24 protein-coding genes are annotated in these 19,530 nt (G+C 67.1%); 11 read left to right on the top strand and 13 right to left on the bottom strand.

The genetic code is table 11. The annotated features are described in order from the left end of the window. Positions 1-59 precede the first annotated feature (59 nt). Positions 60-1,730, bottom strand: a complete 1,671-nt coding sequence (locus ACAG26_RS26195) for an FAD-binding dehydrogenase (protein WP_370486004.1) — start codon at positions 1,728-1,730, stop codon at positions 60-62. A gap of 254 nt (positions 1,731-1,984) precedes the next feature. Between ACAG26_RS26195 and ACAG26_RS26190 the strand changes: the two genes are divergently transcribed. After that, positions 1,985-2,824, top strand: coding sequence for a mycofactocin-coupled SDR family oxidoreductase (locus ACAG26_RS26190; RefSeq protein WP_370486003.1), 840 nt, complete (start codon positions 1,985-1,987; stop codon positions 2,822-2,824). Between the two features lie 3 nt (positions 2,825-2,827). On the opposite strand, the gene ACAG26_RS26185 is transcribed toward ACAG26_RS26190, so the two are convergent. Then, positions 2,828-3,436 (bottom strand): TetR/AcrR family transcriptional regulator, encoded by a 609-nt coding sequence (locus ACAG26_RS26185; RefSeq protein WP_370486002.1) that lies wholly within the window; start codon positions 3,434-3,436, stop codon positions 2,828-2,830. Positions 3,437-3,604: 168 nt separating this feature from the next. On the opposite strand from ACAG26_RS26185, the gene ACAG26_RS26180 reads away from it, so the two are divergent. Further along, complete coding sequence (locus ACAG26_RS26180; RefSeq protein WP_370486001.1) at positions 3,605-4,882, top strand: cytochrome P450; 1,278 nt, start codon at positions 3,605-3,607, stop codon at positions 4,880-4,882. A gap of 78 nt (positions 4,883-4,960) precedes the next feature. Here the strand turns inward: ACAG26_RS26180 and ACAG26_RS26175 are convergent, their stop codons facing one another. From ACAG26_RS26175 to ACAG26_RS26165, 3 genes are read right to left on the bottom strand one after another with little or no spacing between them, the layout of a single operon-like run. Further along, positions 4,961-5,704, bottom strand: a complete 744-nt coding sequence (locus ACAG26_RS26175; RefSeq protein ID WP_370486025.1) for a carboxymuconolactone decarboxylase family protein — start codon at positions 5,702-5,704, stop codon at positions 4,961-4,963. A gap of 41 nt (positions 5,705-5,745) precedes the next feature. Next, on the bottom strand, positions 5,746-6,558 hold the full coding sequence (locus ACAG26_RS26170; RefSeq protein WP_370486000.1) for a mycofactocin-coupled SDR family oxidoreductase: 813 nt from the start codon (positions 6,556-6,558) through the stop codon (positions 5,746-5,748). Then, a complete protein-coding gene (locus ACAG26_RS26165) occupies positions 6,555-7,385 on the bottom strand; it encodes a mycofactocin-coupled SDR family oxidoreductase (protein WP_370485999.1) in 831 nt (276 codons plus the stop codon). Before ACAG26_RS26165 ends, ACAG26_RS26170 begins: the two co-directional genes overlap by 4 nt. Before the next feature lie 128 nt (positions 7,386-7,513). On the opposite strand from ACAG26_RS26165, the gene ACAG26_RS26160 reads away from it, so the two are divergent. After that, positions 7,514-8,107, top strand: a complete 594-nt coding sequence (locus ACAG26_RS26160) for a TetR family transcriptional regulator (RefSeq protein ID WP_370485998.1) — start codon at positions 7,514-7,516, stop codon at positions 8,105-8,107. A 27-nt stretch (positions 8,108-8,134) separates the two neighbouring features. Here ACAG26_RS26160 and ACAG26_RS26155 read toward each other — a convergent pair whose 3' ends face one another. The 3 genes from ACAG26_RS26155 to ACAG26_RS26145 form a co-directional block, all read right to left on the bottom strand. Beyond that, the gene (locus ACAG26_RS26155; RefSeq protein WP_370485997.1) at positions 8,135-8,545 is read right to left on the bottom strand and encodes a VOC family protein; all 411 of its coding nucleotides are present in this window, start codon (positions 8,543-8,545) and stop codon (positions 8,135-8,137) included. 5 nt (positions 8,546-8,550) lie between these two features. Then, positions 8,551-8,997, bottom strand: a complete 447-nt coding sequence (locus ACAG26_RS26150) for a helix-turn-helix transcriptional regulator (protein WP_370486024.1) — start codon at positions 8,995-8,997, stop codon at positions 8,551-8,553. Positions 8,998-9,089: 92 nt separating this feature from the next. Further along, positions 9,090-9,545, bottom strand: a complete 456-nt coding sequence (locus tag ACAG26_RS26145) for an STAS domain-containing protein (RefSeq protein WP_370485996.1) — start codon at positions 9,543-9,545, stop codon at positions 9,090-9,092. Positions 9,546-9,747: 202 nt separating this feature from the next. Between ACAG26_RS26145 and ACAG26_RS26140 the strand changes: the two genes are divergently transcribed. Beyond that, a complete protein-coding gene (locus tag ACAG26_RS26140; protein ID WP_370486023.1) occupies positions 9,748-10,350 on the top strand; it encodes a maleylpyruvate isomerase family mycothiol-dependent enzyme in 603 nt (200 codons plus the stop codon). Here ACAG26_RS26140 and ACAG26_RS26135 read toward each other — a convergent pair. Further along, positions 10,345-11,028, bottom strand: coding sequence for a DUF3159 domain-containing protein (locus ACAG26_RS26135; protein ID WP_370485995.1), 684 nt, complete (start codon positions 11,026-11,028; stop codon positions 10,345-10,347). The two genes, ACAG26_RS26140 and ACAG26_RS26135, sit on opposite strands and share 6 nt — an antisense overlap. An 11-nt stretch (positions 11,029-11,039) precedes the next feature. Then, the gene (locus ACAG26_RS26130; RefSeq protein WP_370485994.1) at positions 11,040-12,866 is read right to left on the bottom strand and encodes a fatty acyl-AMP ligase; all 1,827 of its coding nucleotides are present in this window, start codon (positions 12,864-12,866) and stop codon (positions 11,040-11,042) included. Between the two features lie 187 nt (positions 12,867-13,053). Between ACAG26_RS26130 and ACAG26_RS26125 the strand changes: the two genes are divergently transcribed. Further along, a complete protein-coding gene (locus ACAG26_RS26125) occupies positions 13,054-13,383 on the top strand; it encodes a DUF732 domain-containing protein (RefSeq protein ID WP_370485993.1) in 330 nt (109 codons plus the stop codon). Between the two features lie 2 nt (positions 13,384-13,385). On the opposite strand, the gene ACAG26_RS26120 is transcribed toward ACAG26_RS26125, so the two are convergent. Then, positions 13,386-13,646, bottom strand: coding sequence for a type B 50S ribosomal protein L31 (locus ACAG26_RS26120; protein WP_370485992.1), 261 nt, complete (start codon positions 13,644-13,646; stop codon positions 13,386-13,388). Beyond that, positions 13,643-14,842, bottom strand: a complete 1,200-nt coding sequence (gene mrf / locus ACAG26_RS26115; protein WP_370485991.1) for a ribosome hibernation factor-recruiting GTPase MRF — start codon at positions 14,840-14,842, stop codon at positions 13,643-13,645. Before mrf ends, ACAG26_RS26120 begins: the two co-directional genes overlap by 4 nt. Before the next feature lie 102 nt (positions 14,843-14,944). On the opposite strand from mrf, the gene rpmB reads away from it, so the two are divergent. The 4 genes from rpmB to rpsR are packed head-to-tail and all read left to right on the top strand — an operon-like array spanning position 14,945 to position 15,913. Further along, on the top strand, positions 14,945-15,181 hold the full coding sequence (gene rpmB, locus ACAG26_RS26110; RefSeq protein ID WP_370485990.1) for a 50S ribosomal protein L28: 237 nt from the start codon (positions 14,945-14,947) through the stop codon (positions 15,179-15,181). Continuing rightward, on the top strand, positions 15,181-15,345 hold the full coding sequence (gene rpmG, locus ACAG26_RS26105; RefSeq protein ID WP_370485989.1) for a 50S ribosomal protein L33: 165 nt from the start codon (positions 15,181-15,183) through the stop codon (positions 15,343-15,345). The genes rpmB and rpmG overlap by 1 nt, the downstream gene beginning before the upstream one ends. 1 nt (position 15,346) lies before the next feature. After that, the gene (rpsN, locus tag ACAG26_RS26100) at positions 15,347-15,652 is read left to right on the top strand and encodes a 30S ribosomal protein S14 (RefSeq protein WP_370485988.1); all 306 of its coding nucleotides are present in this window, start codon (positions 15,347-15,349) and stop codon (positions 15,650-15,652) included. Continuing rightward, a complete protein-coding gene (gene rpsR / locus ACAG26_RS26095; protein WP_370485987.1) occupies positions 15,653-15,913 on the top strand; it encodes a 30S ribosomal protein S18 in 261 nt (86 codons plus the stop codon). A 60-nt stretch (positions 15,914-15,973) separates the two neighbouring features. Here rpsR and ACAG26_RS26090 read toward each other — a convergent pair whose 3' ends face one another. Beyond that, positions 15,974-17,095, bottom strand: a complete 1,122-nt coding sequence (locus tag ACAG26_RS26090; protein WP_370485986.1) for a CapA family protein — start codon at positions 17,093-17,095, stop codon at positions 15,974-15,976. A gap of 247 nt (positions 17,096-17,342) precedes the next feature. Between ACAG26_RS26090 and ACAG26_RS26085 the strand changes: the two genes are divergently transcribed. Continuing rightward, positions 17,343-17,678, top strand: a complete 336-nt coding sequence (locus ACAG26_RS26085) for a carboxymuconolactone decarboxylase family protein (protein ID WP_370485985.1) — start codon at positions 17,343-17,345, stop codon at positions 17,676-17,678. 141 nt (positions 17,679-17,819) lie between these two features. After that, positions 17,820-19,205 carry an HNH endonuclease signature motif containing protein gene (locus ACAG26_RS26080; RefSeq protein ID WP_370485984.1) on the top strand — a complete coding sequence of 462 codons (1,386 nt, stop codon included), beginning with the start codon at positions 17,820-17,822 and terminating at the stop codon, positions 19,203-19,205. Positions 19,206-19,530: the final 325 nt, after the last annotated feature.

The raw sequence follows: 19,530 nt of genomic DNA, 5'->3' as shown, positions 1-19,530 counted from the left end.
GCTCGCGAGCACACTAGGCGCCCACCGTATCGGCCTTCACTAGCGACCACGTCCATTTGTCATAGCGCGTCGGCCGCGGCGCGTCCGGCGGCGCGTCCGGAGAAGATGCAACCGCCCAAAAAGGTGCCTTCCAGTGCGTTGTAGCCGTGCACGCCGCCGCCGCCAAACCCGGCCACCTCACCGGCCGCATACAGGGCTTCGATGGCTTGGCCGTCGTGGCCCAGGGCGCGCGACGCCAGATCGGTTTGGATGCCGCCCAACGTCTTGCGGGTCAGCACGTGCAGTTTCACGCCGATCAGCGGGCCGGCGTCGGGGTCGAGGATGCGGTGCGGGGCGGCGGTACGCCCGACCCGGTCACCGAGGTAGCGCCGCGAGTTGCGGATTCCTTGCACCTGGGCGTCCTTGCTGAATGGGTTGGCCATCTGCAGATCCCGGGCCGCGATCTGCGCGCGGATGCCCGCTGGGTCCAGCAGCGGCTCACTGGTCAGCGCGTTCATCCGGGCGACGAGGTCTTCTAAACTGCTGGCTACCACAAAGTCGGCGCCGCGCTGTTTGAACGCTTCCACCGGCGCCGGGGCGCCCTTGTTCAGCAATCGCTCACGCAGGAAGGCTTTGCGGTTCTTCGAGGTGATGTCCGGGTTTTGTTCGGACCCCGACAGCGCGAACTCCTTCTCGATGATCTTCTGGGTCAAGATGAACCAGGAGTGGTCGTACGGCGCGATGTCGGGGGTGGTGCGCAGGTAGCGCAGCGTGCCCAGCGTGTCGTAGCCGGGCAGGAACGGCTCGGGCAACCGGCGGCCCAGCGCGTCGAACCACATGGACGACGGCCCGGGCAGAATCCGGATGGCGTGGTTGGGCCAGATCGGATCCCAGTTCTGAATGCCTTCGGTGTAGTGCCACATCCGGTCCCGGTTCACCAGCCGTATCCCGGAGTCGGCGGCGATGTCGAGCATCCGGCCGTCGACGTAGGCCGGCACCCCGGTGATCATCGACGCCGGCGGGGTGCCCATCCGCTCGGGCCAAAAGCGGCGCACGATCTCGTGGTTGCCACCGATGCCACCGGTGGTGATGACCACGGCTTGTGCCGACAACTCGAACTCCCCGACCGCGTCGCGGTTGGACGCGACACCGCGCGCGCCGTCGTCCGGCGCCAAGACCGTGCCCTTGACTCCGGTCGCCGCGCCGGCGGTGAAGACCAGTTCATCGACGCGGTGCCGGTGGTGAAAGCTCACCAGCCCGCGGGCGGCGGCGTTCTGTGCGGAGTCGACGAAGGGGGCCACGATGCCAGTGCCGGTCCCCCAGGCGACGTGAAAGCGCGGGACGGAGTTGCCGTGTCCGGTGGCGGTGAGGTCCCCGCGTTCGGCCCACCCGACCGTGGGCAAAAACCTGATCCCCAGGTCGTGGAGATAGCCGCGCTTGTCGCCGGCGGCGAACTCCACATAGGCCCGCGCCCACCGGGCGGCCCACAGGTCCTCGTCGTTGAGGCGATCGAACGCCGCGCTGCCCGACCAGTCATTCCAGGCCAGCTCGAAGGAGTCGTCGACCCCCAGGTGTCGCTGCTCGGGCGAGTCGACCAGGAAGATCCCGCCGAACGACCAGTACGCCTGGCCTCCCAGGTTGGCGGCGTTCTCCTGGTCGACCAGGGCGACCTTCTTGCCCCGGCGGGTCAGCTCGTGGGTGGCGACCAGCCCGGCCAATCCGGCACCGATCACGATCACGTCAGCGTCCATCTGACAACCTCTCCTCCGCTACCAGCACCGGGTACACCTCACCCGCGCCTATCCGATACACTAATGTATCGAATTTGCGGCGCGCATGGCTCAGCCAGCTGCTGACCGCACTGCTGCGCTGATTCAACCGATTCGGAAATTCTGATCAACTAGTCAGTACGGCCGCATTATCTCGTTGACAGTAGGCAACAACACTGCCACAGTGTTTGATCGAGCGATCAGTTTGGGTCGACGTGCGATCAGAGAGGCGTGTTATGGCGGGACGAGTCGAGGGCAAAGTCGCCTTCATCACGGGTGCGGCGCGCGGGCAGGGCCGCAGTCATGCGGTGCGATTGGCGCAGGAAGGCGCCGACATTATCGCGATCGATGTCTGCCAGCCGATCAGCAGCAACACCGAGATTCCGCCCTCCACCCCCGACGACCTGGCCGAAACCGCGGACCTGGTCAAAGCCCAGAACCGGCGCATCGTCACCGCGGAGGTCGACGTCCGCGATTTCGCCGCGGTCGCGGCCGCCGTGGATAGTGGCGTCGAACAGCTGGGCCGCCTCGACATCATCGTGGCCAACGCCGGCATCGGCAACGGCGGCAACACCCTGGACAAGACCAGCGAGCAAGACTGGCAGGACATGATCGACGTCAACCTGTCCGGCGTCTGGAAGACCGTCAAAGCCGGTGTGCCGCACCTGCTGTCCGGCGGGCGCGGCGGGTCGATCGTGTTGACCAGTTCGGTCGGCGGACTCAAGGCCTACCCGCACACCGGCCATTACATCGCCGCCAAACACGGGGTGGTCGGCCTGATGCGCTCGTTCGCGGTCGAACTGGGCCAGCACAACATTCGGGTCAACTCGGTGCACCCCACCAACGTCAACACCCCGATGTTCATGAACGAGGGGACGATGAAGTTGTTTCGGCCCGACCTGGACAACCCGGGGCCCGACGATATGGCGCCGGTCGCGCAGCTGATGCACGTGCTGCCCGTCGGCTGGGTCGACGCGGTCGACATCAGCAATGCCGTGCTATTCCTGGCCTCCGACGAGGCCCGCTATGTCACCGGTGTCCCGCTGCCGGTCGACGCCGGCAGCATGTTGAAGTAACCGTTATGCCCGCTGCTTCGACGGGGTCGGCGACGCGGAGGCGAACCGGGCGATGTAGCGCTCCATGAACGCGCGTAGTTCCTGGTGGCCCGCGGTGACACCCACCGCGGTTTCGTTGCACATGCTGCGCGCGGTCTGGGTCAGCAGCATCGAGATGACCACGGGCGGATACTCATCGAGGTCAATGCCATTGGCGCGCAGCGCGACGGTGGCGGCGGCGGTCTCAATGTCGCGGACCCGCTCGGCGTAGGCCTTGAGTTCGGCGCCGATCGCCTTGCGGTGGTTGGCCAACGCCATGAACTCGGTGTACAGGCTGGAAAACCGCGCATCGCTGTTGATCAGCCACAGCGCCCGCAGCGGGTCGTCGTCGGTGATCGCCTGGCGCATCTGGGCGAGTGACGCCTCGGCGCCGGCGCGCAGCACCTCCACGAACAGGTCATCCATGGTGGCGAAGTAGTAGTACACCAACGCCGGTTTGACCCCGGCGAGGGCCGCCACCCGGCGCGACGTGGCCGCCGCGTAGCCCTCGTCGCGCATGATTTGAGCGGTCGCCTCTAACAGGCGGCGACGGGCGCCCTCGTGTTTGTCGTTGCCCTTCGCCGAACCAGCCATACCAGCATTGTGCCTGACCACAACCGGATGGTGGGAACGGCCGGCCACCCTTGACCGGTCGTAACCGAGCGTGATAGGCATGTCTCACGCTCGCAGTTTGAGCGGTCGATCAGTTTTTGAGGCAGGCAGCGGGAGCCCACCGCTGGATTCAGAAAGGCCCAGACTTCCGTGACCGATCTCGCGTCCGTGGACTACTTCTCCGACGAAGCCGTCGCCCAGGACCCCTATGCGTACTACGAATACCTGCGCAGCCAGGGCCCGGTGTTTCGCGAACCGCACCACGGCGTGGTGGCTGTCACCGGGTATCAGGAGGTCATGGCGGCGTTCAAAGACACCGATTCGTTCTCGGCGTGCAACGCGATCGGTGGACCATTTCCGCCGCTGCCGTTCGAGCCCGAAGGTGATGACATCACCGCGCAGATCGAGGCGCACCGCCACCTCTTCCCCATCTTCGAGCACATGGTGGTCATGGACCCGCCGGCTCATCAGCGTGCCCGGTCGCTGCTGAACAAGTTGTTGACCCCGCGGCGGCTCAAGGAGAACGAGGACTACATGTGGCAGCTGGTCGATCACCAGCTCGACGAGTTCATCGCCAACGGACGCTGCGAGTTCCTCGCCGAGTACGCGAAACCGTTCGCCACCCTGGCGATCACTGACCTGTTGGGGGTGCCGGAGGAAGACCGCGCCGAGATCCGGCTGGCCCTGGGCGCCGGCAAACGGCCGGGCAGCCGAGTCGGCGCGCTCAACGGCGAACCCGTGGGCCTGAATCCGTTGCAGTACCTGGACGACAAGTTCAGTGCCTATATCGCCGAGCGGCGTCGTGAGCCCCGCGGAGACGTGCTCAGCAGCATGGCGGCCGCCACCTACCCGGACGGGGCGACCCCGGAGCTGCTCGAAGTGGTCCGCCCGGCCACGTTCTTGTTCGCGGCCGGTCAGGAGACCGTCACCAAGCTGCTCAGCGCCGCCGTGCAGACCCTGGGTGATCGTCCCGACTACCAGCAACGGCTGCGCGACAACCGCGAACTGATCCCGGCGTTCATCGAGGAAGCGCTACGGATTCAGAGCCCGACCAAGATCGACTTTCGGCTCGCCCGCAAGACCACCACGCTCGGGGGCGTGCACATTCCGGCGGGCACGGTGGTGATGCTGTGCCTGGGCGCCGCCAACCGGGATCCCGACAAGTTCGACGAGCCGGACCAATTCCGCCTGGACCGCAAGAACGTTCGGGAGCACATCGCGTTCGGTCGCGGTATCCACACGTGCGCCGGCGCCCCCTTGGCCCGGGTCGAGGGGCGGATCACCATCCATCGGCTGCTGGATCGGATGCGTGACATCACCATCAGCGAGGCCGCGCACGGCCCGGCCGGCGATCGGCATTACCGCTACGAGCCGACCTTCTTGTTGCGCGGACTCACCGAACTGCATATCGAGTTCACCTCGGCCTGACCCGACCTTGAGATTGCGTACAGGGTTGTGCGTCAGCCCCAGATCGCAGCCGCTGCCGCAATCTCAACGGCCGGCTGGTCAGCCCTCGGCGGCCCATTCGGCGAGCACCCGTTGCTTCTGCTCGTCGATCACCTGGATAAGGCGCGACGCCTTGGGCCAGCCGTAGTAGGCGCCGAACTGCAAAGCCACCTCGTCCATTTCGTCGAACGACACATCGCGGCTCTTCAACGCGGCATAGACATGGCTGAGGATCGGATAGGGGGCGTCCTGAAACGCCACACACGCCACGGTGATCAGGCGGCGCTCTTTCATGCCCAACCCGGGTCGCAGCCACATCTCCCCGAACACGAAGTTCAAGATCCCCGCACCGGAATACGGGTTGTCGCGGATCGGCGCGAACGGCAGGCAGTTGATGTCCTGGAACGACTGCTCGCCCACCGCCAGCCGGGCCTCCGGGTTACTCGGGGTCGCCAGCGGCAGCAGCGGTTGCGGCGGCGGCACCGGCTGGCCGCGCTCGGTGTGGATGCGTTCCCACTGCGCGTCGACCATCATGTTGAACTGCGACGCCTTGGGCCAGCCGCCGTACACCGCGAAATGCAGGACCATTTCCTGCATCTCGGTGATCGACACCTCCCCGCTGTGCAGCGCCGCGTAGACGTGATCCCGCAACGGTGCTTCGGCGTCCGCGGCGGCCACACACGGCAGCGTGACGAACCACCGTTCCCGCCGGCTCAGGCCCGGCCGGCACCACACGTCGCCGAAGACGAAGTCGATCATGCTCCCCGTCGCCGGACCGGCGTCAGCGGGCGCCGGCACCGTCATCACCTCGGTGAACGTGGTTCTGCCGCGCTCGATTCGATCCCTCACCGGAGGCTGACCCCGGCGTCGACCTTGAACTCCAACCCGGTCACATAGCGGGACTCGTCGGACACCAAGAACAACACCGCGTTGCTGATGTCGATCGCTTCGGCCATCACAATGGGCATCGCGTTGAGGAAAATCGGGGCCAGGTCCGGTCGCGTCTCGGCCAGCAGCCCGTGCAGCGACTCCGGCCGCATCCCGGTCTCCACCCCGGTCGGGTGCACGGTGTTGACCCGAATGTTCTGGGCGGCCAGCTCATTGGCCAAGGCCTTGCTCATCCCGACCACGCCATGTTTGGACGCCGTGTACGGGGTGTGCAGCGGTGTCCCCTTCACTCCGGCCGCCGAGCTGATGTTGACCAGGCTGCCGCCGCGCTTCACCAGGTGCGGCAGCGCCGCCGCGCAGGTGTTCCAGGTGCCGATCAGGTTGACGTCGACCACCGTGCGCCACTGCTCGGGGGTGGTTTGATCCCAGGTTCCCACGGTCAGCACCCCGGCGTTGGCCACCGCCGCGTCCAGGCCGCCCAGCTCGGCCACACCGTCGTCGACGGCCGCCGCCAGCGCCGCCGCGTCGCGGACGTCGACGACATGGGTGCTCGCGCGGCGGCCCTGCTTTTCCACCAGCCGGGCCGTCTCCTCGAGGTCCTCGCGGCAGGCCAGCGGATACTCCACCTCGGCCAGCGACGCGCAGATGTCGACCAGGATGAGGTCGGCGCCTTCCTCGGCGAGTCGCACCGCGTGACTGCGGCCCATCCCCCGCGCGGCGCCGGTCACCAGCACCCGCTTGCCGGCGACCCGGCCCGTCGTCGCGCTCATAGCTTGTTGCAGAAGCCGGCGTCGACCGGGAAGGTCACCCCGGTGACGTACTTGGCCTCATCGGATACCAGGTAGGCAATCGCGGCGCTGATGTCCTCGGGCTCAAGTAATTGCACCGGCAGCGGGTTCTGCAGGTGCGGGCCGCCGTCGGGGTAGTTCTCCAGGAACGACGTCATGGCGGGATTGACCGCCATCATGGTGTTCACCGCGGTCGGGTGCACGGTGGTGACCCGAATGCTGTGCGGCGCCAGCGCATTAGCCAGCGTGCGCATCAGGCCGACGATGCCGTGCTTGGACGCCGCATATCCCAGCCCGCCGCCTTGCAGGCCGCCGAAACCCCGAAGCCCGGCCGTCGAACTGGTGAAGACGATCGCCCCGCCGCGCTCCCCCGCGATCAGGTGCGGGATCGCGGCCTTGGCGGTGTGAAACGCGCCAACCAGGTTGACGTTGAGCACGTCGGTCCATTGTTCGAGGTCTTCGTCGAGGGTCAGCTCGCGAAACGCCATGGACGCGATCCCGGCGTTCGCGCAGACGATGTCCAGTCGCCCGAAATGCTGCACCCCGGCATCGAGCGCGGCCTTGAGCTGGTGGAAGTCACGGACATCGGCGACCGCGCCGACCATCTTGCCACCGGCGGCCTCCACCAGTGCGACGGTCTCGTCGAGTTCCTCGCGACTGGCCATCGGGTAGCCGTTGGAGGCGATGTCGGCGCAGATGTCCACCCCGATGATGTCGGCGCCGTCGGAGGCTAACCGCACGGCGTGGCTGCGGCCCTGGCCGCGCGCGACACCGGTGATGAAGACGACCTTGCCCGCCAATGAACCCATGGATCCTCGCTTCGTTGCGGTGGCCACCACGGCGGCCCGGATAAGAGGCGTGTAACCGTGTTACACATCCGGTACGGTAACCTGGTTACCCTTCGACGGCAAGGGGGTTGCGCGTGTCTACTGCTGAGGTGACGAAGAGCGATGCACCGGTGACCTCGGACCGGATCCTCGAGGTCGTGGTGGACCTGTTAGAGACCGACGGCTACGACGCCGTGCAACTGCGCGAAGTGGCGCGTCGGGCCCGCACCTCGCTGGCCACCATCTACAAGCGCTACACCACCCGCGATGAGTTGATCCTGGCGGCGTTGGAGGCCTGGATGGAGCAGCACCGCTACGCAAAACTGACACAGCAGCCCCGGGAACCCGACGAGTCGCTCTATGTCGGCCTGATGCGCCTGCTGCGCACGCTGTTCGAACCCTGGGAACGCCATCCCGGCATGCTCAAGGCCTACTTTCGGGCGCGTGGCGCCCCATGCGGGCAGAAGTTGGTGCGGCGGGGGCTGGACGCCGTCGTCCCGTCGGCGATGGAGGTGCTGGCCCGCGTCGAGGACGTGTTCGTCCACGACCTCGACAGCATCCTCTCCAGCCTGGTTTACGGCCTGTTGGGTCGCTTCGCGGCTGGGGAGATCGCCATCACCGAGATCCTGCCCAGCCTCGATCGCACCGTCTACTGGCTGACAACCGGCTACGCGGCTGCGGCGTCGGACAACACCGATGCGTAATCGCTAGCGGCGGAGCCGGCCTGCCGGTCAGCGCAGTTCCTGGATGCGGATCAGGTTGCCGGCAGGATCGCGGAAGGCGCAGTCGCGGACCCCGTAGGGTTGCTCGGTCGGCTCTTGAACCACCTCGGCATCGCTGCTCTGTAGCTGCGCGAAGGCGCTATCGAGGTCCTTGCTAGCCAACAGGAGGGTGCCGTAGGTGCCCTTGGCCATCATCTCGGCGATGACACCGCGCTCATTGTCGGTGATGCCGGGGGTGGCGCCCGGCGGGTACAGAACGATGGACGTGTCCGGTTGGTTGGGCGGGCCGACCGTGATCCATCGCATGTTGCCGCCCCCGACGTCGAGGCGGATCTCGAAGCCCAGGGTGTCGCGGTAGAAGGCCAGGGATTCTTCGGGGTCGTGATGCGGGAGGAAGCTGGAGTGAATGGTGATGTCCATGGCGCTCACGCTAGGTGCAACTCGGTGACGGGCGCTTCTAGATTCCTGATCGGTCTGGTCACCTGTTTCTCCACGCACGACGGTATCCCCTCCGTCACGTGCGCCGTCCGTTGCCGATAGGTGCTGGGCGGCATCCCGACTAGCTCGGTGAAGCGGGTGCTGAAGGTACCCAGCGACGAACAGCCGACCGCGAAACAGACCTCGGTGACCGACAGGTCGCCACGGCGCAGCAGCGCCATGGCGCGCTCGATGCGCCGTGTCATCAGGTAGGAGTAGGGCGACTCACCGTAGGCCAGCCGGAATTGACGAGACAGATGCCCGGCTGACATGTGCTCGCCGCGGGCGAGTGCCTCGACGTCCAGCGGCTGCGCGTATTCCCGGTCGATCCGGTCGCGGACCCGGCGCAATCGCGCGAGGTCATCCAGGCGCTGCGGCGTGGTCAGACCACCCAGGCGGCCGAGCGCGAACGGGCCGGGGTTTGGCGGTGGCTGAACAAAAACCGGAGCCAGCGAACGTCGATCAACATATTTTCGTAATCCTTTGTTTAAGCGGTCTTGTTGAGTAGGGGCAGCAGCCGCCGGCGCGCGAGGATGCCGTCCAGGAAGTAGTTCAGCGCTTCGGGCACCGAGTCGGTGACCGCGTAGGTGGCCTGCTCGCCGTGACCGTGCAGCACATCGTCGACCGGCTGGCCGGCGACCAGGCACCAGTCCACCCCGATTGCGTGGCACGCTTCCTCGACGGCCCGCAGCAGCGAGATGGCCTGCGCCGGAAAGGCGCGCACGTCGCTGAGGTCGAGCACGAACGGCTTCTCCGCGAGAACGAATCGCTTGGCGTACTGGGTGACCCGATCAAGGTTCGCCCGGTGAATGTCACCGCTAACCGTGACCACCGTGGCCAGTTGGCGGCACTGCGCCCGCATCTCGGCACCGTCGCACTCGGAGACGGGGTTGCCGTATCGGTAGGCGAACCGCCGAGCTGTGTTGGCGTTCCTAGACGTCATCACGATCCCGTCCCCTCCTGTCCCCGAGGCTGGCACCTCGACCTGCAACCCAAGCTAAGGTGCCAATTTAAGGCGGCAGGGAGTAGCCAGTAATACTTCGGTAAGAACCGATTTTGGCCAGGTCAGCAAATCGATGAAGGCCCGAACTGGTGTCTTGAAGGGCCGCGGAGTAAGCGATAATTTGCCTTCTGTGTCCACGCTGATGGAGATGGCGCGCGCCGAGCGCGGCGACCTTGCCGCGTTCCTGGCCACCCTGAGCCCCGAGCAGTGGGACGCCCCCAGTCTGTGCGCGCGATGGACGGTCAAAGACGTTGTCGCCCATATGATCAGCTACGAAGAGCTCAACATCTTCGGCCTGATCAAGCGCTTCGCCAAGGGTTGGGTGGTGCGGGCGAACCAGGTCGGCGTCGACGAGTTCAGCTCGCTGACTCCCCCACAACTGCTCGACTTCCTCAACAACCACCTGCACCCGCGCGGGCTCACCGCCGGGTTCGGCGGCATGATCGCGCTGGTCGACGGCACCATTCACCATCAGGACATCCGTCGTGCCCTCGGGCAGCCCCGCACCATTCCCGCCGACCGGCTGCAGCGGGTACTGCAATTGGTGCCGGGCAATCCGCGACTGGGCGCCGGGCGGCGCATCCGTGGCCTGCATCTGCGCGCGACCGACATCGACTGGACGCACGGCAGCGGCCCGCAAGTCGTCGGGACCGGTGAAGCGCTGCTGTTGGCAATGACCGGTCGGCGCAGCGTGATCGACGAACTCAGCGGCGCCGGAGTGCCGGTGCTCGCCGGGCGGCTATGAGTGGGCTTCGGCACCGGCGGCGTGCACTGCGCCCACGGCCTTGCGGACCAACGGGTACACCGCCACCAGCGAGGCCACGCCCAACGGCCACCCCATCACCATCCGCGCCACGGCGAGCCAGTCGATGCTGCCGGCGTGGTAGAGCATCCCCTGCACGGCAAAGCGCGCAGCGTTAACGGCCGCCCCGATCAGCGTCGCCCAGCTGTAGGCACGCACCGCGGCCTCCGTCCTGCGCCAGAGCCGGCCGTGGCCGAGGACCCAGCCCCACACGTAACCGGCCAGCGGCCGGCGCGCCAGCACCGAGCCGAGCCCGGCGACCGCGTTGCCCAGGCTCGACCAAATCCCCACCGCGTAGTAGTCCTTCGCGTTGCCCAGGCCGAGGGCGATCAGCAGTGAGATGGTCACCATCACCAGGCCGATCAGCGCGCCCCGGGTGCGCCGCCGCCGGACCACCTGCCACAGCACCAGCGACGCCGACACCACGAACGCCGCCACCGCCGCCGCGAACAGCCCCGCGGTGCTCGTCAAGATGGCGAACACCGCCGTCGGGACCACGGCCTGGACCAGCGCGGCGACGCCGCCCATGCGGTCGATCGCCATCCGCCACAGCGCCGGCTGGTCGCCGCCGCCGGTGGCCGGGCTCGCGGTCCCGGCGGAGGTGCGCCGCGCAGCGGCCAAGCCCGGCTTCATCACTCTGTGCGCGGATCGAAGTCGCCGGCGAGGTATTGGGCGCGGCAGGCCTGGTGGGCCAGCTTGCCGCTGGTGGTGCGGGGAATCACACCGGCGGGCACCAGCCGCACATCGGCCAGCGCCAGCGCGTGGCGTCGCGACACCGCGGCCCGGATGGCGTCGACCACCGGTGCCTGCTCGATGCGGCCCGCGCCGGTGGCCCGCTCGGCGATGACCACCACCCGTTCACCGCTGTCACCGGCGGCAGCAGCCGGCACCGCGTCGGCAGGTACCGAGAATGCCGCCACATAGCCGGACCGCACCGCCGGCGAGGACTGCGAGACCGTCTCCTCGATGTCCTGCGGATAGTGGTTGCGGCCGTCGATGATGATCAGATCCTTGATCCGGCCGGTGATGTAGAGCTCGCCGTCGAGGTAGACGCCCAGGTCGCCGGTGCGGAGCCACAGGCCGCCCACCGCGGCGCCGTCGGCGTGACTGCCCTGCTCCAGCCGCACCTGCAGCTTGTTCCGGAACACCTGTTCGGTCTCGCGCTCCCGGCCCCAGTAGCCGCGGCCGATGTTGTCGCCGTGCAACCAGATCTCCCCGACCACGCCGTCGGGCAGTTCGGCCGCGGTGTCGGGGTCGGCGATCACCGCCCACTGGCTGCAGATCGGCTGACCGCACGACACCAGGGCCACCGCGCCCGGCGCGTCGGGCGCGACCGGCACCGCCCGGTCGGCGCCGAGCTGCTCCCGGTCGAGGTAGACGGCGCTGGGCCGAGCATTGGCGGCGATGCTGGCCACGGACAAGGTGGCCTCGGCCATGCCGTACGACGGCTTCACCGCGGTCGGCGGCAACCCGTAGGGCTCGAATGCCTCGGTGAACCGGTCGATGGCCGCCATCGTCACCGGCTCCGAGCCGTTGAGCAGACCAACCACATTGGACAGGTCAAGGGTGTCGCCGTGGGGCGGCAGGCCGCGCTGGGCGGCGAGTTCGAAGGCGAAGTTGGGCGCGGCGGCGAAGGTGCGGCCGTGCGCCGATTCGGCGGCCAGCTCCTTGATCCAGCGGTACGGGCGCCGCACGAACGCCATCGGGGACATCAAGGTGATGTAGTGCCCGAACAGCACCGGGTACATGATCATCATCAGGCCCATGTCGTGATACAGCGGCAGCCAGCTGACGCTGCGGACATTGAGATCCAGGCCGCCGGCGATGATCATCTGCAACACGTTGGTGCACACCGCCCGATGGGTGATCTCGACGCCGGCCGGGGTTCGGGTCGAGCCCGACGTGTACTGCAGGTAGGCGACCTCCTCGGTGTCCAGCGCGACCGGGGTGAAGCTCGCTCCCACCGCGTCCGGGACCGCGTCGACGGCAATGACGCGGGGACGTCGCTGCGGCGGGAGCTTGCGCAGGAAGGCCCCGACGGACTCGGCCGCGGCGGTGGTGGTGAGCACCACGGCGGGACGCGCGTCGGCCAAGACCGCGTCGAGGCGCTCGGCGTGGCCGGACAGCTCCGGGGCGAACAGGGGGACGGCGATGTTTCCGGCGTGGATGGCCGCGAAAAAGCTGACGACGTAATCGACACCCTGGGGGGCCAGGACCGCCACCCGGTCACCCGGCTGCGTCACCTGCTGCAGCCGCGCCGCGGTTGCCCGCAGTCTGGCTCCGAACGCCGTCCAGGTCAGTTCGACGACCTGGCCGTCGCGCTCACGGGTGTAGTCCAGGTAGCGGTATGCCGGGGTATCCCCGAACGTGGCGATATGACGATCCAAGTACGTGGTCAGCGTCGCCCCATCGGGCAAAACGATGTTTCCCGAGGAGTCAAGGACGTTGTCGATTGTCATTTCAGCGACAGAGTCCTTGTCGCACACCGGAACCCGACCCATACCAGGGACAATAGTAGAGAAGCTAACAAGCTGCGTACCCCGCCGGACGTGGCCCTGATCACTGTCCCGAGCAGGTGTTAGCTGTGTCTCCGGGGTAGGGTCCCTGGTCTGTTCGAATCAAAACGTTAGATGTACTATTCAGCCCATGAAGATGAGGCTCGCCGCCGCCACCGCTGCCGCCTTTGCTCTGGCACTCGCCGCACCCGCACACGCCGACCCCGATACCGATTTCGCCGCGGAACTGCAGGGCTACGGCATCTACGGCCCCCGCGACTACAACGCGTGGCTGGGCAAGCTGGTGTGCAAGCGGATGGACCGGGGCGTTGACTCCGATGCCAACAAGTCGGTGCATTTCGCCCTCACCAACTTGCCGAAGGGCACCACCAATCCGCAGGCCTGGCAGTTCGTCGGCGCCGCGGCCAACACCTACTGCCCCGAGCATCTGCCGGACCTGGGCAGGACCGCCGGCCAGTAGGGCTAGCGTCGGCGCTGCCCGTAGCGCCGACGGAACTTTTCCACTTGGCCCGCGCTGTCGACGATGCGACGGTCGCCGGTCCAAAACGGGTGCGAATCGGCGGTGACCTCCGCGACGACCAGCGGGTAGGTCCGTACACCCTGTGGCGTCGGCCATTCGATCGTGCGGGTGCTGGTCACGGTTGAGCGGGTGAGGAATTCCGCGCCGGTGGTGGCGTCCCGAAAGACCACGGGGTGGTAGTCGGGGTGGATGCCGTGTTTCATGGCTGCTTTCCTTCGTGGCCGGTGGGCATCGATACGTCTTCTTTGGTGTCGGCAAGGGCGTCGCACGGATCGGTGTGCCAGTCCCCGAAGGGATCGGGGTAGTCGACCCACTCGTCGGAGGCCAGCAGTTCCTCATCGGTGAGCAACGCCCCGCGCAGGCCGTTGAGGATTTCGGCGGGTCGGGCGCCGCAAACCAGGATGGTCATCGCCGTGTGCCGATCCCCGTGCCGGTACTCCCACATCAGGTCGGCGAAGACGCGCCGTTCCGGCTCGACGTAGGCCACCTCCGACGGCGACATGGCTGCCAGCCATGTGCCCGCCGCGCTGACCCGCAGTCCCCCACCGGCCGATTCCAGCCACATCACGTGGTCGTTTTGGCTGGCCAGCCACAGCCTTCCGCGGCTGCGGATGACCCCGTCCAGCAGCAGGTCGACGGCGGCGTGCAGGCGCCGCGGATGAAACGGGCGCCGGGCGTTGAACTCGATCAATTGCACCGGGCCATCGGCATCCAGGATCGGTTCGCCGGCCAACAGCGGCGCGTGCGGATGGTCGCTGCGGCCCCGCCGCGCAGCGGGATGCAGGTTGGCCAGGGTGTGCTCGATCCGGTCGGCGTCCGACCCGATGCGCGCCCGCGGGGCGAGACGACGCAGCGTCGCCAGATCGGTCGGGTCGGGGTGCGGGAGCACCACGACGTCGGCGAACTCGGCCTGACCGACCACCACCTGGGCCACGGTCCGTCCGTCGCCGACGTCGTCGTCGCCAAGCGCTTGGTCCAGCCAGTTCACCGCGTCCAGGCAGGTGATCACGGCGGCGATCGCGACATCCCGAGCGGCTGGTCCATCGACATAACCCGGCCCGACCCGCACCGGCACATGGTTGATCGCCCAGCAAATCGGTTGCGGTTCCAGCCACGGGGCCAGGTGCACAACAATGCGGTCGACGTCGGCACGGCGGTGCAGCTTGCGCAGCAGGATCAACAGGTCGTTACGGATCGTGCAGGAAACGCAGCCGTGCGCCAGCTCGAGCGCCACTTCGGCGCTGGTCAATACGCCGTCCCGCAGGCTCGCCAGGGTCCGCCGCACCACGTGACCGTCGAACCGGTGCTCGACCACCAGCGTGCCCGAGCTGCGCAACAGCGCCCCCGCCACGGGATCGGTTCCCACCTGGCCGGCCACCAGGATCACCGGAGTCCGCATCATCCTCCTTATCGACAATGATTTTCATTTAGCCGGGTTTCACGCTACAGTGCCACAGGGCGCTTGTCGAAAACGATTTTCATTAAAAGTGGAGGTTCCGCGTTGTCCGCGCACTGTCAGGTCACCGGCCGCATACCGAGCTTCGGTAATCGCGTGTCGCATTCGCATCGCCGCACCCGGCGCCGCTGGACACCCAACATCCAGCTCAAGACGTATTACCTGCCGTCGGAGGATCGCCGGGTCAAGCTGCGGGTCAGCGCCAAGGGCATCAAGGTGATCGACCGGGACGGCATCGAGGCCGTGGTCGCGCGGCTGCGACGCGACGGGCAGCGCATCTGATGGCGCGCACCGACATCCGTCCGCTCGTCAAGCTTCGCTCGACCGCCGGCACCGGCTACACCTACGTCACCCGCAAGAACCGGCGCAACGACCCGGACCGGCTGGTGTTGCGCAAGTACGACCCGGTGGTCCGCCGCCACGTCGAGTTCCGCGAGGAACGCTGAGATGGCCAAGAAATCCAAGGTGGTCAAGAACAACCGGCGTCGCGCGATCGTCGCGCGTTACGCCGAGCGTCGCACCGAGCTCAAAGCGATCATCCGATCGCCCGCCAGCACCGCGGAGGAACGCCAGGCCGCACAAGCGCAGCTCGGCCGGCAACCACGGGACGCCAGCCCGGTGCGGCTGCGCAATCGAGATGCGGTCGACGGTCGCCCCCGTGGCCATTTGCGCAAGTTCGGGCTCTCGCGGGTCCGGGTCCGCGAGTTGGCCCACCGCGGCCAGCTTCCCGGTGTGCGGAAAGCGAGTTGGTAGATGGCCGGCAAATCACGGCGCGTCCGCCGCGCTCAGCCCGACGTCAAACGCGCCAAGAATCTGCTGGACAGTCTCGGGCTGAGCGCAGTCGACTACAAGGACGTCCCCACGTTGCGGATGTTTGTGTCCGACCGCGGCAAGATCCGATCCCGGAGAGTCACCGGCCTGACCGTGCAGCAGCAACGACAGGTCGGTACCGCGATCAAGAACGCGCGTGAGATGGCGCTGCTGCCGTATCCCGGGCCGGCCACACGCGGTTAGTCACGCGCCCGCGGGATGGCGACATACGCATACTAGCCATCCACGCATCAATACGCCCTGCTACGGAGTGTTGACGAGGAGGGTGCCGTCGGCGGTGTCTTGCACGCGGGTACCAAACCGGTGGCTGGCGTGCTCCAGGGTGGATCGCAGCCATTCGGCGTCGTCGCGCACGACACGTTCCAGCCGCATGCGTCGAACCCGCATCGGAACCATCCGCAAGCCGGCGAGGGCGCCGCTGCCGGGATGGATCGCGACGAAGTACAGCAGACGCAACTCCGGCCGAAAGGACTCGAAACCTTCGATGCCTTCGTAGTCGTCGATGGTGTCGCCGCAGCCGTACAGGATCAGCTTGTCGCGATACACCTCGATCGGTCGCGGGTGGTGCGATGAGTGGCCGTGCACGATGTCGACGCCCGCGTCGATCAGCCGGTGCGCGAAGCGGACCTGGGCTGGCTCGACGCCGTAGCCCCAGTTTGATCCCCAATGCACGGAGGCGATCGCGGTGTCCCCCGGCCGCTTCACCGCGAGGATTCGGTCGGCGACCTCGGCGGCGGGGTCGTCGGATGGGTCCGCAATGAGGGCGACGCCGGGCCCGTTTTCGGTTGCGGCCCAGCGGTTTGGGATCCCGCTGGACCCCAGACCGCACGACGCGATGACCACTCGCCCGCCGTCGGGAAGCGAAACGATGGCCGGGCGTTCGGCCCCGTCGATGGTCAGACCCGCCCCGACGCCGCGGATTCCGGCGTCGGCGAGCGCCTGCAGCGTGTCGGCCAGTCCCACCGGCCCGAAATCGAGGACGTGGTTGTTGGCCAGCGCGCAGGCATCGGGCCGGCTTGCGCTCAGGCACGTGATGTTGTCCGGATGCATCCGATAGTGCACGGCCTTGTGCGGTGCGAATTCACCGCGTCCGGTAATGCTGGTCTCCAGGTTGATCAATCGGATGTCCGGGGCGAACTCGTCGATGATCGGCAGTGCCTCACCCCAGGGCCAGGCATACCCGGTCGGCCAGGGAATGGGCCCGTTGGCTCGCTGCGCGAGCTTGACGTAGGTGCGGGCGTCCGCCACGACGGGCTCCTGCAACCGCGGATCTCCCGGATGCGGCAGGATCTGATCGACCCCGCGGCCCGTCATCACGTCACCGCACAAAAACAGCACGCGTTCGGTGTCCGACTTCGTTGCCACCACTCGTCCTTGCTCCGAAGGGTAGCGCGGTTATAGCGCCGATTTGGGTGTAAATCCCGTGGTGGCGGTTCGTCGGTGCGATTAGGTTGGAAGCCGCAACCGACTCTGTGGGAGGGTCGCCACGGCCGCAGCCCGCCGGTGATCGTTGCCGGCAACGAGTAGCTGTGCTTCGCCAGATGCTTGGTGCGCCGTAACGCGAAATCCCGCGGACCATAACGAGATGTTCCACAACAGAGATGGAGCCCCCATGGCAGACGGGATGTATCACCCCACCACGCCGGAGATCGCCGCCCGCCGCAAGGAGCTGGCCCCACACGCCCACGAGGCGTTCGAGGCGTTCAGCCGCGCGGTATTCGCCGAGGGGGCGCTGCCGGAAAAGACCAAGCAGCTCATCGCCGTTGCAGTCGCGCACACCACCCAATGCCCGTACTGCATCCAGGGCCACACCAAGCTCGCTCATCGCAAGGGCGCCAGCGATGAGGAGATCATGGAGGCCGTCTGGGTGGCCGCAGAGATGCGTGCCGGCGGCGCCTACGCGCATTCCACGCTGGCGCTGGAGGTGCTGGACAAACTGCACCACTGACGCTCTTGTCGCTCCCCCCGCCGGTACTTCGCCGCACTGCCCGATACCCGGTGGAATTGTTATGGTTTCGTGACCTTAAATGGGCGTGTTTTGGGTGTGCTGGGCCGGGTTTTTGTCGGTGGCCGCCGTTAGCGTTCGGGTATGGCAGCAGCGGACCGGGAAGCGATCGTCGAGGTGTTCGACGATCTCGATGCCGCCATGAAGCGGGCCCTGGAGTTGGACTTTGATGCGTTGACCACCCCGGAGTGCCTCAACGTGTTGGAGCGGTGTGAGACGCTGCGCCGCCAGTTGCCCGCGGTGGAACATCCGTTGGTCAACCAGCTCGCGCAGCGCGCCGAGAGATCGGAGTTGGGCGGCAAGCTGGCTTGGGCGTTGGCCGATCGGCTGCGGATCACCCGCGGGGAGGCCCGCCGCCGCATCGGTGAGGCCACCGACCTGGGCCCGCGCACCGCGTTGACCGGTGAACCGCTCGAGCCGCTGTTGGCGTCGGTGGCCGCCGCCCAACGCGCGGGCCAGGTGGGGTCCGCCCATGTCCAGGTGATCCGGGGATTTTTCGGTTACCTGCCCGACGACATCGATCTGGACACCCTGATCAAAGCCGAAGCGCACCTGGTCGACCTGGCCACCCAGTATCGCCCCGATGAATTGGCCAAACTCGCCCAGCGCCTCGCCGATTGCCTGCACCCCGACGGCAACTACTCTGACACCGATCGCGCCAAGCGGCGCACCGTGATCGTCGGCCCCCAAGACCGCTACGGCATGAGCCCGATCAACGGCTACCTCGACCCGCAAGGCCGCGCGGTGTGGGATGCGGTGATGGCCCGCTGGGCCGGCCCGGGCATGTGCAATCCCGACGATCCGCAACCGTGTCTGGACGGCGCCCCGTCACAGGCCGCCATCGACGCCGATCACCGCAGCGCCGGCCAACGCAACCATGACGCGCTGACCGCGCTGTGCCGCGCCATGCTGGCCTCCGGGCAGTTGGGTCAACACAACGGGCTACCCGCCACCGTCATCATCTCGGCGCGACTCAAAGACTTCGAAACCGGCACCGGCAAAGGATTCACCGGCGGCGGCAGCTGGCTACCCATGACCGATGTGATCCGGATGGCCTCCCACGCCCATCACTACCTACGCATCTACGACGGCGCCAAAGAGATCGCGCTGTATCACACCAAACGCCTGGCCTCCCCCGGCCAACGCATCGTGCTGTACGCGAAAGAACGCGGCTGCAGCCACCCCAACTGCTCGGTCCCCGGGTATTGCTGCGAGGTCCACCACGATGACGATTACGCCCAAACCGGCGTCACCGACATCGCCGGCCTAACATTTCGCTGCCACCCCCACCACGGCATCATCACCACCGGCGGCTGGAAAACCCGCAAAAACCACCACGGCCAAACCGAAACCCTCCCACCCCCACACCTCGACCACGGCCAACCCCGCACCAACCACTACCACCACCCCGAAAACCTGCTACACGACAACCACGACAACAAAGACGACGAAGACGACGACGGGCCCTAGCCGTCGGCGCCCGCACCGGGCTTGTTGAAACATTGGGTAACCGCTGGCACACCGGCCCCACCGGTGGTAGGACGGGGAAAGAAGGCTGTAGCTAACAAACCGAGGCGGCAGCCATCGGTTTTGTACGTGTTCGGGATCTGTGACCCTGATCCGCCCGGCCTGGCTGCCCGATCGGCGTAGCGCGAACCGCGACGGAACCGAGACGGCATGACCGAGACCCCTACGCACCGATCGTTGGCGCCGCTACTGCCGGGCGGTGAGCCGGTTGAGTCGCTGCTACGCGGCGCGCAGTTCTTCACCGCGGGAACGCCCACCCCGGACCACC

It is taken from the genome of Mycobacterium sp. pUA109 (genome assembly GCF_041287095.1).
GTDB lineage: Bacteria > Actinomycetota > Actinomycetes > Mycobacteriales > Mycobacteriaceae > Mycobacterium.
Note: the sequence above shows the minus strand (reverse complement) of the source record. Positions and strands in the feature narration are given on the sequence as shown.

Bases quoted from the DNA above. Each gene is read 5' to 3' on its own strand.
- rpsR (WP_370485987.1), top strand. From the start codon at position 15,653: ATGGCCGGCAAATCACGGCGCGTCCGCCGCGCTCAGCCCGACGTCAAA.
- mrf (WP_370485991.1), bottom strand. From the start codon at position 14,842: ATGCGGACTCCGGTGATCCTGGTGGCCGGCCAGGTGGGAACCGATCCC.
- ACAG26_RS26155 (WP_370485997.1), bottom strand. From the start codon at position 8,545: ATGGACATCACCATTCACTCCAGCTTCCTCCCGCATCACGACCCCGAA.
- ACAG26_RS26080 (WP_370485984.1), top strand. From the start codon at position 17,820: ATGGCAGCAGCGGACCGGGAAGCGATCGTCGAGGTGTTCGACGATCTC.
- ACAG26_RS26085 (WP_370485985.1), top strand. From the start codon at position 17,343: ATGGCAGACGGGATGTATCACCCCACCACGCCGGAGATCGCCGCCCGC.
- ACAG26_RS26140 (WP_370486023.1), top strand. From the start codon at position 9,748: ATGGAGATGGCGCGCGCCGAGCGCGGCGACCTTGCCGCGTTCCTGGCC.
- ACAG26_RS26125 (WP_370485993.1), top strand. From the start codon at position 13,054: ATGAAGATGAGGCTCGCCGCCGCCACCGCTGCCGCCTTTGCTCTGGCA.
- ACAG26_RS26120 (WP_370485992.1), bottom strand. From the start codon at position 13,646: ATGAAACACGGCATCCACCCCGACTACCACCCCGTGGTCTTTCGGGAC.
- ACAG26_RS26195 (WP_370486004.1), bottom strand. From the start codon at position 1,730: ATGGACGCTGACGTGATCGTGATCGGTGCCGGATTGGCCGGGCTGGTC.
- ACAG26_RS26185 (WP_370486002.1), bottom strand. From the start codon at position 3,436: ATGGCTGGTTCGGCGAAGGGCAACGACAAACACGAGGGCGCCCGTCGC.
- ACAG26_RS26145 (WP_370485996.1), bottom strand. From the start codon at position 9,545: ATGACGTCTAGGAACGCCAACACAGCTCGGCGGTTCGCCTACCGATAC.
- ACAG26_RS26190 (WP_370486003.1), top strand. From the start codon at position 1,985: ATGGCGGGACGAGTCGAGGGCAAAGTCGCCTTCATCACGGGTGCGGCG.
- ACAG26_RS26130 (WP_370485994.1), bottom strand. From the start codon at position 12,866: ATGACAATCGACAACGTCCTTGACTCCTCGGGAAACATCGTTTTGCCC.
- rpsN (WP_370485988.1), top strand. From the start codon at position 15,347: ATGGCCAAGAAATCCAAGGTGGTCAAGAACAACCGGCGTCGCGCGATC.
- ACAG26_RS26165 (WP_370485999.1), bottom strand. From the start codon at position 7,385: ATGGGTTCATTGGCGGGCAAGGTCGTCTTCATCACCGGTGTCGCGCGC.
- rpmG (WP_370485989.1), top strand. From the start codon at position 15,181: ATGGCGCGCACCGACATCCGTCCGCTCGTCAAGCTTCGCTCGACCGCC.
- ACAG26_RS26175 (WP_370486025.1), bottom strand. From the start codon at position 5,704: ATGACGGTGCCGGCGCCCGCTGACGCCGGTCCGGCGACGGGGAGCATG.
- ACAG26_RS26170 (WP_370486000.1), bottom strand. From the start codon at position 6,558: ATGAGCGCGACGACGGGCCGGGTCGCCGGCAAGCGGGTGCTGGTGACC.